This is a genomic window from Pseudomonas flexibilis, assembly GCF_000806415.1.
GTDB classification, from domain to species: domain Bacteria; phylum Pseudomonadota; class Gammaproteobacteria; order Pseudomonadales; family Pseudomonadaceae; genus Serpens; species Serpens flexibilis.
This window is the reverse complement of record NZ_JTAK01000004.1, coordinates 565690-578702: the sequence shown is the minus strand read 5'-3', so window position 1 is coordinate 578702 and position 13013 is coordinate 565690. Positions and strand designations below refer to the sequence as shown.

The following is a 13013-nucleotide window of genomic DNA, read 5'->3' as shown; positions in this document are numbered from 1 at the left end:
CGGAGAACCCATGTACACGCAGCTGCTGCAATCGTTCAATCGCCTGCATCCCCGCGCCTGGGACTTCGTCCAGCTGATGCGCCTGGACAAGCCGATCGGCATCTACCTGCTGCTCTGGCCGACCCTGGCGGCGCTGTGGATCGCCGGCGAGGGTGCGCCGAGTGTCGCCCACGTGGCCATCTTCACCTTGGGCGTGATCCTCATGCGCTCGGCCGGCTGCGTGATCAACGACTTCGCCGACCGCAACTTCGACGGCCATGTGGCACGCACCCGTACCCGGCCGCTGGCCACCGGCAAGGTGCGGGTAAAGGAAGCCTGGCTGCTGTTCGCCGTGCTGGTGGCGCTGAGTTTCGGCCTGGTGCTGTTGACCAACGCCGTCACCGTGTGGCTGTCGTTCGGCGCCCTGGCGGTGGCCGCGCTGTACCCGTTCATGAAGCGCTACACCTACTACCCGCAGGTGGTGCTCGGCGCCGCGTACTCCTGGGGCATCCTCATGTGCTTCACCGCCGAGCGCGGCGTGCTGCCGCCGGAGGCCTGGGTGCTGTTCATCGCCAACGTGGTGTGGACCGTCGGCTACGACACCTACTACGCCATGGCCGACCGCGAGGACGACCTGAAGATCGGCGTGCGCTCGACCGCCATCCTGTTCGGCGAGGCTGACCGGCTGATCATCTTCACCCTGCAGTGCCTGTCGCTAGTGTTCCTGCTGCTGGCCGGCGCGCGTTTCGGGCTCGGCCTGTATTTCCACCTCGGCCTGGGCGTGGCGCTGGCCTGCTTCCTCTGGGAGTTCTGGCGCACCCGCAACCGTGAGCCGCTGGTGTGTTTCCAGGCCTTCCTGCACAACCACTGGGCCGGGCTGGCGATCTTCCTCGGCGTGGTGGTGGATTACCTGCTGCGCTAGCGCCTCCCATGGCCCGGGAGCCTGCGGGAGGGGCTTCAGGCGATGCTTTTGCGCCGGCGCCACCGCAGCTGGGGGACAAGTCCGCTCCGCTCCCACAGGCGTTTCACGACGGCCTACGGCTTGGCCACATGCCAGACGCCCATCAGCGTGTCGCCGGTGGTGTCGCCGGGCTGCTTGTCCTTGGCGTAGGTGTACAGCGGCTTGCCGTCGTAGGCCCATTGCATCGTGCCATCCTGGCGGGTGACCAGGCTCCATTTGCCGCTCGGCTGTGCGCCTTCCGCGGCGATCAGCGGTGGCCAGATGTCCGCGCATTGCTCGGTGCAGTTGGACTGCCCCTCGCTGTCCTTTCCGTAGGTGTAGAGCGTCATGCCCTGCGGGTCGACCAGGCGATCATCCTGGACCGAGGCAGGCGCCTGGGCGTGGGCCAGGCCGGAAAGCAGCGTCAGTGCGACGACAGCGCTGAATAACGGGATCGGCATTTTCATGGCAGGTACCCCTCGCGATATTCATCCGGTTGGAGTGCCTGCGACGGCTGTTTGCCGGGAGCGTCCGACGCACGGCGCGCCACTCAACTGTCACACCGCTGCAACAATTCCGTTATCTAATGCCCGGCATTGACCGGAATCGCATAGGGAAACCATGGCAGGCAAGACCATTCTGATCGTCGATGACGAGGCGCCGATCCGCGAGATGATCGCGGTGGCGCTGGAGATGGCCGGCTACCAGTGTCTGGAAGCGGCCGACAGCCAGCAGGCGCACAGCCTGATCGTCGATCGCAAGCCGGACCTGATCCTGCTCGACTGGATGCTGCCCGGGACCTCGGGCATCGAACTGGCGCGGCGCCTGAAGCGCGACGAGCTGACCGCCGCCACGCCGATCATCATGCTCACCGCCAAGGGCGAAGAGGACAACAAGGTGCAGGGCCTGGAGGTCGGCGCCGACGACTACATCACCAAGCCGTTCTCGCCCCGCGAGCTGGTGGCGCGCCTGAAGGCCGTGCTGCGTCGCACCGGCGCGGATGACGACGAGACGCCTATCGAGGTGGGCGGCCTGCGCCTGGACCCGGTCAGCCACCGGGTGACCATCGATGGTCGCGCGGCCGAGATGGGACCCACCGAGTACCGCCTGCTGCAGTTCTTCATGACCCACCAGGAGCGCGCCTATACCCGTGGCCAACTGCTGGACCAGGTCTGGGGTGGCAATGTGTATGTGGAAGAGCGTACCGTCGACGTGCATATCCGCCGGCTGCGCAAGGCGCTGGGCAGCGACTACGAGTCGCTGGTCCAGACGGTGCGCGGCACCGGCTACCGTTTCTCCACCCGAGCCTGAATGTGAAAGCCAATCCTGCCGCTGTGCTGTTGCGCCACGGCCTGCTGCTGCTGGCGGCGACCCTGTTGCTCGGCCTGATCAGCGGCGCCTGGGGTTGGAGCCTGGCGCTGTGCCTGGCCGCCTATCTGGCCTGGGTGCTGCGTGACCTGCTGCGTCTGCAGCGCTGGCTGGAAAACGCCAATCCCCGCGACGAGGTGCCCGAGGCGCGCGGCCTGTGGGAAGCGCTCTACGACCGCATCTACCTGCTGCAACGCCGCAACCGCGAGGCCCGCGAGCGGCTGCAGGCGGTGATCGATCGTGCCCAGCAGTCCACCACCGCCCTGCAGGATGCGGTGGTGATGCTCGACAGCGATGGCAACCTGGAATGGTGGAACCCGGCCGGCAGCCGCCTGCTTGGCCTCAAGAGTCCGCAGGACAGTGGCCAGCCGGTGATCAACCTGGTGCGCCACCCGCGCTTCAAGGAGTACTTTGAACGCAAGGAGTTCGCCGAGCCGCTGAGTCTGCGTTCGCCGGTGGACCCGAATCTGCACCTGCAGATCTTCATCACCCTGTATGGCCAGCGCGAGCACCTGATGGTGGTGCGCGACGTGACGCGCATGCAGCAGCTGGAGCAGATGCGCAAGGACTTCGTGGCCAACGTCTCCCACGAACTGCGCACGCCGCTGACGGTGATCAGCGGCTACCTGGAAACCCTGCTCGATCATGCCGACACCCTGGCGCCGCGCTGGCTGCGCCCCATGCAGCAGATGCAGCAGCAGGCCACGCGCATGTCGCACCTGCTGGACGACCTGCTGCTGCTGGCGCGTCTGGAGGCCACCGATTACCCGGCCGAGAACCAGCCGGTGGCGGTCGAGCGCCTGTTGCAGACGATCCGCACCGATGCCGTGGCGCTGTCCGGCACGCGCGGTCACCGCATCTCCCTGGAGGCCGAGGCCGGCCTGCTGCTCAAGGGCTGCGACAGCGAACTGCGCAGCGCCTTCTCCAACCTGGTGTTCAACGCGGTGAAGTACACGCCGGCTGGCGGTGAGATCCATGTTCGGTGGTGGAGCGACGAGCAGGGCGCGCACCTGGAGGTGCGCGACAGTGGCATTGGCATCGAAGCCAAGCACCTCCCGCGCCTCACCGAGCGCTTCTACCGGGTGGACGCCAGCCGTGCCGCCGACACCGGCGGTACCGGGCTCGGCCTGGCCATCGTCAAGCATGTGCTACTGCGCCATCGCGGGCGACTGGAAATCGTCAGCCAGCCCGGCAAGGGCAGCACCTTCACCTGCCATTTTCCGCTGACCCAGCGGGTGCGCGACACGGCGCAAAGCGCCTCCGATTGACCGTCGGGCTTGAAAAAGCCCGTCTGAATAGCCATCTTGCGCGAGTCATTGGCCAACCCGAACCACCATGGACCCTTCCCCTAGTCTCAGCATTTCCACCTACTTCGCCGATTTCGGCCTTGTCCTGTTCGCCTTCTTCCTCGTTCTGCTCAACGGTTTCTTCGTGGCCGCCGAATTCGCCATGGTCAAGCTGCGCTCGACCAAGGTGGAGGCCATCGCCAGCCAGCATGGCTGGCGCGGACACATCCTGCGCACCGTGCACCGCCAGCTCGACGCCTACCTGTCGGCCTGCCAGCTGGGCATCACCCTGGCCTCGCTGGGCCTGGGCTGGGTCGGCGAGCCGGCCTTCGCGCACCTGCTCGAACCGCTGTTCGCCGCCCTCGGCGTGACCAACCCGGTGGTCATCCATGGCGCCGCCTTCGCGGTCGCCTTCTTCATCATTTCCTACCTGCACATCGTGGTCGGCGAGCTGGCGCCCAAGTCCTGGGCCATCCGCAAGCCGGAGCTGCTGTCGCTGTGGACGGCGGTGCCGCTGTACCTGTTCTACTGGGCCATGTACCCGGCGATCTTTCTGCTCAACGCCAGCGCCAACGCCATCCTGCGCTTCGCCGGCCAGGGCGAGCCGGGGCCGCACCACGAACATCACTACAGCCGCGACGAGCTGAAGCTGATCCTGCATTCCAGTCGCGCTCACGACCCCAGCGACCAGGACATCCGCGTGCTGGCTTCGGCGGTGGAGATGGGCGAGCTGGAGGTGGCCGACTGGGCCAACTCCCGCGAGGACCTGGTGTACATCAAGCGCAACGCGCCGCTTGAGGAGCTGTTCGGCACCCTGCGTCGCCACAAGTACAGCCGCTACCCGGTGTACGACGAGGCCAGCGGCGAGTTCATCGGCCTGGTGCACATCAAGGACCTGCTGCTGGAACTGGCCCGCCTCGGCGAGCTGCCGCAGCAGCTGGACCTGGACGAGGTGATCCGCCCGGTGGAGCGCATCTCCCGGCACATGCCGCTGACCACCCTGCTGGAGGAGTTCCGCAAGGGCGGCGTGCACTTCGCCCTGGTGGAGGAAGCCGACGGCAAGGTGATCGGCTACCTGACCATGGAGGACGTGCTGGAAGCCCTGGTCGGCGACATCCAGGACGAACACCGCAAGGCCGAGCGTGGCGTGCTGGCCTACCAGCCGGGCAAGCTGCTGGTGCGCGGCGATACCCCGCTGTTCAAGATCGAGCGCCTGCTGGGCGTCGACCTGGACCACATCGAGGCGGACACCCTGGCCGGGCTGATCTACGAAACCCTCAACCGCATGCCCGAGGAGGAGGAAGCCCTGGAAACCTCCGGCCTGCGCATCATCGTCAAGAAGATGAAGGGACCCAAGGTAGTGCTGGCCAAGGTGGTCAAGCGCGACTGAGTACCTGTGGATGCACCAACAGCTCGCGGGCAAGTCCGCTCCCACCGGCGCAATTCCGTGGGAGCGAATTCATTCGCGAGCTGTTAGCGCGGGTCACCTTGCTCACCGGGGCGGCTGTGATCTCGCGGCGAACCCGCTGACACCGGCTTCCGCCAACTGCGCCGCCAGCGCCTGCACGGCGGGATGGTGGAAAAAGCGCTGGGCCTGACGGGCGCGTTGCGCGCTCAGTCCCGCTTGCCGCCGCCACTCGTCTTCCGAGCGGCTGGACAGGCGTCGCCAGTCATCTTCCGCTGCCAGCTGAATGCCGGACGGCATGCCGAGTGCGATCAGCCAGCGTTCGAGCGGGCGCCGGCGCGCCCGTTCGGCGCCCTCCAGTAACGGCCTGGCCCGTATGCCCGGTACCTGCGCAAGATCGCCGGGTGCGAGGCGCATCCAGGCCAGCAGTCCGTGGTCCAGGAGCCCGGCCTCCAGCAACGCGCGCCAGCTGCCCGGGCCGAGCCCGGACAGATCCAGCCCCTGCCGGCTCGACAGCCATTCCAGGCGCGCCAGGAACTGCCCTGCGCAGCCCGGCGTCGGGTGCCAGCAGCTCAGCGGGTGGTAGGCGGTGATGTCCGGCGCGTCCACCGCCTCCCGCAGCGGCGAGCGCCAGACCACGCTGTCCAGCCGGGGGATGCTGCCGCCGGCCAGGCCGATGGCGACCTGGTCGCCGGGTCGGATGTCCAGCGAGCGCCAGCGCGACAGCGAGCCGGCCGAGACCTTGCGCACGCTGCGGTCATCCAGCCGTGTCGGTTGCAGATGGAGCAGCGGCGTGATGCGCCCACTGCGCCCGATCCGGAACTCGATCTCGCGCACCTCGCCCAGCGCCTGGCGCGCTGGATATTTCCAGGCCGCCGCCCAGCTCGGCGGCTGCGCCTGCCAGTGCTGGCCATGCGGGCGTGCGGCCTGGCGCAACACCACGCCATCGGTGGCGAAGGGCAGGTCGCTTCGGAACCAGTGTTCCCGCCAGCGCCGCGCCTCGCCGGTATCGGCGACGCGATGGCTGAAGGCCGGGCTGTCGGCGAATCCCAGGCTTTCCAGCCCGGTCAGTCGCTGCGCGGGATCGGCGGGGCCGTCCGGCCAGTCCCAGACGAAAAGGCCGATGCCGGCAGCCTCCTCGGCGCCAAGCGTCTGCCGGGCCAGCAGGCCGGCGACCCGCGCCCGAGCGCCCTGGCCGCCGCGTTCGGCCTGCACATGACCGGGCACACGCCAGTACAGCTCGCCGTGCAGCACGGCGTCGAGCGCTTGCGGCAGGCGCTGCGGCACGGCCGGCAGCTTGCGTACCCGCTGGGTCCAGTCCTGGCCATGCCGACCGTCGCCCCGGCTGATGGCCTGTGCCAGCTGGCCGGCGCGGTACACCAGGGTGACCGCCACGCCATCCACCTTGGGCTGAATCCACACTGCCTCGCGGCGGGCCAGCCAACCCTCGATCTCATCGTCCGCCAGCTTGCTTAACCCGGTCTGCGGCACGGGGTGGGCGACGGGGCCAGCCAGCCCGGCCAGGGGCTGCGGTGCGGGCGGCGCCTGTTCCGGAAAGCAGTCGCGCCAACGGGCGAAGCGCTGGCTGGCCTGGTCGTAGAGCTCGTCGGCAATGGGTGAACGACCGTCGCGGTGATAGGCGCTGTCCCACTGCGCCAATTGGTCGGCGAGCTGATGCAGTTCGGCGTTGGCGCGTTCGACGGACCAGTCGGGGCAGGCCTGGGCGAGCGGCATGCACAGGCTGAGCGCCGCGAGCAGCGGGCGAAGGAAGGGCATGGGTGCGTCCTTGCGCGAGGGATCGGCCCGGGAGCATAGCCAAGCGGTTGGCAGATCGCCGTGGGAGGGGTTTGAGCCGCGACCGGATCGGCACGGTGGTGGGTTGCGGCCGAAGCGGCTCCTGTAGACAGCGGCTCGGGCACTCTCGCGGCCGTTCGCAGTCAGACAAGCGTGGCCCGGTAGTGAACGGGGCCGTTTCCGCAAAAAATCCGGCTGGTCTAGTCCGGCCCCAGGTTCATGGAGGTAAACCCATGCGTCTTGCGCATCTCATTCTGCCGGCGCTGCTCGGTGTCGTGCTGGTGGGCTGTGGTCCCGATGAAGAGGATCGCATCGATACCACCCCGGCCCCGCAGACCAACGAGCCGGTCCAGCCGGTTCCGCCGCCGGCCGAGCCGGCGCCGCCCACCACGCCCACTCCGCCGCCCACCACGCCCAGCGGTGTGCCGGAGGAAAGCGACATGAACACCAACCCCGCCCAGGACTGAGCCTCACCCGCCCTGGCGCACGCTGGCCGCCTGTTCGCGTTTGAGCAGGTGGCTGCCCAGCGTGCGCAGGCGGGCCAGTTGCCGGCAGATCAGCGCCAGCTGGGTCTGCACCAGGCGGTGATTGTCATCCAGGCTGTCCGGCAACTGCTCCAGTTGTTCGGCCAGGGCCTGCTCTTCCTCGTTGTGCACGGCCAGCACCGAATTGCCGGTCAGCCCCCCCGCAATCTCCTCCAGCGCCGCGACGATGCGCGCGCCGGCCTCCTCCAGCAGGGTCGCGTCCTGATCCGTGCCCAGCGGCGCGCGGTGGGCGCCCAGCGCCGACAGATAGCCCAGCAGGGTGTGGGTGACCACCAGGAAGCGGAAACCCTGCTCGGTGTCCCGGCGAAAGTGCCCCGGTTCCATGAGCATGTTGGACAGCGTGGTGGACAGCGCCGCGTCGGCGTTGTGTGCGTTGCGTCGCGCCACCCGGTAGGCCAGGTCGTCGCGCTTGCCGCTCACGTACTGGGCGAGGATTTCGCGCAGGTATTCGGCATGGCTGGTCAGCGTGCTGGCCAGCAGGCGGTCGAGGCGTCGGCCCTGCCAGTCCGGCAGGATCAGGAACACCGCGACAATGGCGATCAGGCTGCCGAGCAGGGTGTCGAACAGCCGCGGCCAGATCAGCCCGTAGCCATCGCCGATCTGGTTGAAGCTGAGCAGCACCAGCAGGGTGATGGCGGCCGTGGCGACGGTGTAGCGGCTGGCGCGGGTGGCGAAGAACAGCACGCCGGCAATCACCGCCAGGAACGCCTGTAGCAGCGCCTGGGGGAACAGGCTGATCAACGCCCAGCCACACACCAGGCCGATCAGCGTGCCGAGGATGCGCTGCACCAGCCGCGTGCGGGTTGCGCCGTAGTTCGGCTGGCAGACGAACAGGGTGGTGAGCAGGATCCAGTAGCCCTGGGTCGGATCGATCCAGTGCAGGATGCCGTAGCCGGCGCACAGCGCGATGGACAGCCGCAGGGCATGGCGGAACACCAGCGAGGTGGGCGTCAGCTGCAGGCGGATACGCTGCAGCGCTTCGCGCAGGCTGCGCGGCGAGCGGTCGAACAGGCTGGGATCCTGCTCGTCGGCCAGGGCATCCGGGTTGCTGGCGCCGGCCAGCTTGCGCTCCAGGGTTTCCAGGTTGTTGGCCAGTGCGTTCACCGAACGCAGCAGCTTGCGCCACTCCGGCCGGTTCTGTTCGCGCAGATGCGCCAGCGAGGCCTGCAGGTCGTCCAGCGCGGCGCGGCTTTCGCCGTGGTCGAAGGGTTCGCGCAGGCGGATGGCCCGACCCAGGGTGCGGCAGGCATTGCCCTGTTGGTTGAGCAGGCGCTGGCAGCGGAACATGACGTCGCTGTGAAAGAACGCCTCGGCCAGCTCGTTGTACGGGTAGTGCGAGGAGCTGGCCCGTTCATGGATGTCCTGGGCGGTGAAGTACAGGCGCAGGTAGCGGCTCAGGCGCGCCGAGGGCCGACCGTTGGCGAAGCGGTGCAGCAGGATCTCCTTGGCCTGGTTCAGCGCGTTGACCACCCGCCCGTTCTGCCGCGCCAGTTCCAGGCGACGCTCCTCGACATCCAGCTGGCGCAGCGGCTCGAGCAGGCTGCTCTTGATCTTCAGGTACAGGCCCAGCTCCTCGAACAGCCGCGCCAGGCCCTGCTGAACCGGCTGGTGCACGAACAGCGCCGCCCACAGCACCGACAGCGCGCCGTACCAGGCCGCGCCGGCCAACAGCAGCAGCGGTTCGTGCCAGAAGCTGCCGGGCACTCCGCCGCGCTGTTCCACGCCGATCATGGTGTAGATGGCCAGGATCAGCGTCGCCCAGCCGAGGGTCGCGTAGCGCGGGCCGACCGCGCCGAGCATGGTCAGTGCGAAGGTGGCGACCGCCAGCCCGCTGACGAACAGCCAGGGATGCAGGAACAGCAGCTGCACCGAGAAGGCCGCCACGGCGAAGCACAGCAGCGTCACCGCCACCGCCTGCAGGCGGCCCAGCCAGTTGTCGTCGGTTTCCGCCAGCGCGCTGGCGATCACCCCGAGGAACAGCGGGATCACCAGATCCAGGCGGCCTTCCAGCAGGCCGACCAGCATGGCGCCGGCCAGCGCGATGAACACGCGCAGGCTGTAGGCGAGGGTGTCGGTACTCCACAGGCGCTGCAGGGAATGACGAAGGGACGGCGAGGGCATCGAAGGCTCCGCTACGACGGGAACGCGGCCAGAGTAGCGAATTGGCCGCTGACGTGACACCGCTGATGGGTGGGCGCTGGGGCGTGGATCCCCACGGGCTGGCCCCCTCTCCCATCCAGGGAGAGGGGAGCCAGGCGGCACGCCGCAGGATCGCCTTCCTCGCGGCAGCGAGCCAGCCCCCTGGCGGCCCTCGTCTATCCTGAGCAGACCGATCCCTGCCAGGAGGTACTGCCGTGCGACGCATGCTGCTCGGCATGTTGCTGGTGCTGTCCGCCGGGCTGGCCCAGGCCGTCCCGGCACCCGTGTGGGTGCTGAGCGTCGAGGGGGTGATCGGTCCGGCCAGCGCCGACTACCTGGTACGTGGCCTGGCCCGCGCTGCCGAGCGGGGCGCGCAACTGGTGGTGCTGCGCATCGACACGCCTGGCGGACTGGACAGCTCCATGCGCGACATCATCAAGGCGATCCTCGCCAGCCCGGTGCCGGTGGCCAGCTACGTCGCGCCCAGCGGCGCGCGGGCCGCCAGCGCCGGCACCTACATCATCTACGCCAGTCATGTGGCCGCCATGGCGCCGGGCACCAACCTGGGCGCGGCCACCCCGGTGGCGGTGGGCGGTGCGCCGGGCGGGCCGCCGCAACAGCCGTCTCCCGAAGGCGAGCAGGCACAGAAGCCGGACGACGCCATGACCCGCAAGCAGGTCAACGACGCCGCCGCCTACATCCGTGGGCTGGCGCAGTTGCGCGGGCGCAACGCCGAATGGGCCGAGCAGGCGGTGCGCGAGGCGGTCAGCCTGGCCGCGGAGGAGGCCCTGAAGCTGAAGGTGATCGACTATCTGGCCACCGATCTGCCGGGTCTGCTGGCCCAGCTGGACGGCAAGACCCTGCAGGCCGCCGCCGGGCCGCGCAGCCTGGCTACCGCGGGCGCGCCCCTGGAAGCGCACCAGCCAGACTGGCGGACGCGCATCCTCTCCGTGATCACCAATCCCAGCGTGGCGCTGGTGCTGATGATGATCGGCATCTACGGGCTGATCTTCGAGTTCTCCAGCCCGGGCACCGGCATCGGCGGAGTGATGGGCGGCATCTGCCTGATCCTCGGCCTCTATGCCCTGCAGCTGTTGCCGGTGAACTATGCCGGCGTGGCGCTGATCCTGCTCGGGCTGGTGTGCATGGCCGCCGAGGCGTTCCTGCCCAGCTTCGGCGTGCTCGGTTTCGGCGGCATCGCGGCGTTCGTGTTCGGCGCGCTGATCCTCATCGACACCGAGGTGCCCGGCTTTGGTATCCCGTTGTCGGTGATCCTGGTCACCGCGGCCGCCAGTGCCGCGTTAATGCTGGCGATCCTCGGCATGGCGCTGCGCGCCCGCCGGCAGCGCCAGGTGGCCGGCGACGCGGGGCTGGTGGGCAGTCTGGCGCGCGTCGACGCGCTGGAGAACGACCCTCGCCAAGGCTGGGTGAGCCTGCAGGGTGAGCGCTGGCAGGTGCGCAGCGGCGAACCGCTACAGGTCGGGCAACGGGTGCAGGTGCTGGCGCGCGACGGTCTGACGTTGCGGGTAAGTCCCGACCGGGAGGTGGAACCATGATGGGTTATTCATTCAGCTTCGGCGTGTTGCTGATGCTGCTGGTCGCGTTGGTGTTGTCGGCGTTCCGTATCCTGCGCGAGTACGAGCGTGGCGTGGTGTTCCAGCTAGGCCGCTTCTGGAAGGTCAAGGGGCCGGGGCTGATCCTGGTGATTCCCGGCCTGCAGCAGATGGTGCGCGTCGACCTGCGTACCCTGGTGCTGGATGTGCCGACCCAGGACGTGATCTCCCGCGACAACGTCTCGGTGAAGGTCAACGCCGTCATCTACTACCGGGTGCTGGATGCGCAGAAGGCGATCATCCAGGTCGAGGACTACCACGCCGCCACCAGCCAGCTGGCACAGACCACCCTGCGCTCGGTACTCGGCAAGCACGAGCTGGACGACATGCTGGCCGAGCGCGAGCAGCTCAACACTGATATCCAGCAGGTGCTCGATGCGCAGACCGACGCCTGGGGCATCAAGGTCTCCAATGTGGAGATCAAGCACGTCGACCTGGACGAATCCATGGTGCGCGCCATCGCCCGACAGGCCGAGGCCGAACGGGAGCGGCGCGCCAAGGTCATCCACGCCGAGGGCGAATTGCAGGCCTCGGAAAAACTCATGCAGGCCGCCGAGGTGCTGGCCCGCCAGCCCGGCGCCATGCAGCTGCGCTACATGCAGACCCTGAGCTCGATCGCCGTGGACAAAAACTCCACGATCATTTTTCCCCTGCCGATCGATCTGCTCGGCGGGTTTCGACGGGAGTGACCGTCCATGGAAATCGGCGTACCCAAGGAAATCAAGCCGCAGGAAAGCCGCGTCGGTCTGACCCCGGCCGCCGTGGCCGAGCTGGTCGGCCGCGGCCACAAGGTGCTGGTGCAGAGCCAGGCCGGCAGCGCCATCGGCTTTCGTGATGCGGACTACCAGGCGGCCGGCGCGCTGATCGTCGCCGATGCCGACACGCTGTTCGGTGCCTGCGAGCTGATCGTCAAGGTCAAGGAGCCACAGGCCCAGGAGCGCGCCTGGCTGACCCCCGAGCACTGCCTGTTCACCTACCTGCACCTGGCCGCGGATCGCCAGCAGACCGAGGACCTGCTCAACAGCGGCGCGCTGTGCATCGCCTACGAAACGGTCAGCGATGCGCAGGGCGGCCTGCCGCTGCTAGCGCCGATGTCCGAGGTGGCCGGGCGCATGGCCATCCAGGCCGGCGCCCATTGCCTGGAAACGCCGCAGGGCGGGCGCGGCGTACTGCTCGGCGGCGTGCCCGGCGTGCCGGCGGGGCGGGTGACCATTCTCGGCGCCGGCGTGGTGGGTAGCCAGGCGCTGGCGATGGCGGTCGGCCTGGGTGCCGATGTCAGTGTGTTGGACACCCGTATCGAGGCGCTGCGCCGGCTGGACGCCCAGTACGGCAATCGCATTCACACCCTGTACGCCAGTCGCGACGCGGTGGAAAAACGCGTGCTGGGCGCCGATCTGGTGATCGGCGCGGTGCTGATACCCGGCGCCGCAGCGCCCAAGCTGATCGATGCCGACCTGGTGCGCCGCATGTTGCCGGGCTCGGTGCTGGTCGACGTGGCCATTGACCAGGGCGGCTGCGCGCAAACCTCGCGACCCACTACCCATGACGCGCCCACCTACGTGGTCGACGAGGTGGTGCACTACTGCGTCAGCAACATGCCCGGCGCGGTGGCGCGCACCGCCACCCTGGCGCTGAACAACGCCACCCTGCCGTTCGTCATCGAGCTGGCCGAGAAGGGCTGCAAGCGCGCCCTGCAGGAAAATCCGCGGCTGCGCGATGGGCTGAACCTGGCGCGCGGCTGTGTCACGCACCCCGGCGTTGCCGAAGCGCACGGGTTGGCCTGTCATCGGGCGGAAGAGGTGCTGGCGCAGTCGTAGGGATGTTGCAGGATGTGCGGGTAGTGGCCTGTGGGGGCGGACTTGTGCGCGAGCTTTCCATGCCCGCTGGCGCCTGGCCGGCCGCGCCAGAAGCTCGGGATTGAGTTCGCTCCTACAGCCCGGAGCG

General features: G+C 68.5%; 11 protein-coding genes. 8 read left to right on the top strand and 3 right to left on the bottom strand.

Translation table 11 applies throughout. The features are described 5' to 3' along the window. The first annotated feature begins 10 nt into the window (after positions 1-10). Positions 11-901 carry a 4-hydroxybenzoate octaprenyltransferase gene (gene ubiA, locus PT85_RS11780; protein WP_039561275.1) on the top strand — a complete coding sequence of 297 codons (891 nt, stop codon included), beginning with the start codon at positions 11-13 and terminating at the stop codon, positions 899-901. Positions 902-1014: 113 nt separating this feature from the next. Here the strand turns inward: ubiA and PT85_RS11775 are convergent, their stop codons facing one another. Continuing rightward, positions 1015-1386 carry a COG4315 family predicted lipoprotein gene (locus PT85_RS11775; protein WP_039561272.1) on the bottom strand — a complete coding sequence of 124 codons (372 nt, stop codon included), beginning with the start codon at positions 1384-1386 and terminating at the stop codon, positions 1015-1017. A gap of 154 nt (positions 1387-1540) precedes the next feature. On the opposite strand from PT85_RS11775, the gene phoB reads away from it, so the two are divergent. The 3 genes from phoB (at position 1541) to PT85_RS11760 (ending at position 4963) form a co-directional block, all read left to right on the top strand. Then, positions 1541-2230, top strand: coding sequence for a phosphate regulon transcriptional regulator PhoB (phoB, locus tag PT85_RS11770; RefSeq protein WP_027588892.1), 690 nt, complete (start codon positions 1541-1543; stop codon positions 2228-2230). A gap of 2 nt (positions 2231-2232) precedes the next feature. Next, positions 2233-3555: a phosphate regulon sensor histidine kinase PhoR gene (gene phoR, locus PT85_RS11765; RefSeq protein WP_039606724.1), complete on the top strand. Its 1323-nt coding sequence runs from the start codon at positions 2233-2235 to the stop codon at positions 3553-3555. Between the two features lie 67 nt (positions 3556-3622). Continuing rightward, entirely contained in the window at positions 3623-4963 is a 1341-nt protein-coding gene (locus tag PT85_RS11760; protein ID WP_039606723.1) for a hemolysin family protein, read from the top strand. 102 nt (positions 4964-5065) lie between these two features. Here PT85_RS11760 and ligB read toward each other — a convergent pair whose 3' ends face one another. Further along, a complete protein-coding gene (ligB, locus tag PT85_RS11755; protein WP_039606722.1) occupies positions 5066-6754 on the bottom strand; it encodes an NAD-dependent DNA ligase LigB in 1689 nt (562 codons plus the stop codon). Between the two features lie 251 nt (positions 6755-7005). Between ligB and PT85_RS11750 the strand changes: the two genes are divergently transcribed. After that, a complete protein-coding gene (locus PT85_RS11750) occupies positions 7006-7239 on the top strand; it encodes a hypothetical protein (protein WP_037008330.1) in 234 nt (77 codons plus the stop codon). 3 nt (positions 7240-7242) lie between these two features. Here PT85_RS11750 and yccS read toward each other — a convergent pair whose 3' ends face one another. After that, positions 7243-9438 carry a YccS family putative transporter gene (gene yccS, locus PT85_RS11745; protein WP_027588888.1) on the bottom strand — a complete coding sequence of 732 codons (2196 nt, stop codon included), beginning with the start codon at positions 9436-9438 and terminating at the stop codon, positions 7243-7245. Between the two features lie 242 nt (positions 9439-9680). Here yccS and PT85_RS11740 point away from each other — a divergent pair, with 242 nt between their 5' ends. The 3 genes from PT85_RS11740 to ald are packed head-to-tail and all read left to right on the top strand — an operon-like array spanning position 9681 to position 12886. Then, positions 9681-11012, top strand: a complete 1332-nt coding sequence (locus PT85_RS11740; RefSeq protein WP_039606721.1) for an NfeD family protein — start codon at positions 9681-9683, stop codon at positions 11010-11012. Next, complete coding sequence (locus PT85_RS11735; RefSeq protein WP_027588886.1) at positions 11012-11758, top strand: slipin family protein; 747 nt, start codon at positions 11012-11014, stop codon at positions 11756-11758. Before PT85_RS11740 ends, PT85_RS11735 begins: the two co-directional genes overlap by 1 nt. A gap of 6 nt (positions 11759-11764) precedes the next feature. Continuing rightward, on the top strand, positions 11765-12886 hold the full coding sequence (gene ald / locus PT85_RS11730; RefSeq protein ID WP_027588885.1) for an alanine dehydrogenase: 1122 nt from the start codon (positions 11765-11767) through the stop codon (positions 12884-12886). Positions 12887-13013 lie beyond the last annotated feature (127 nt).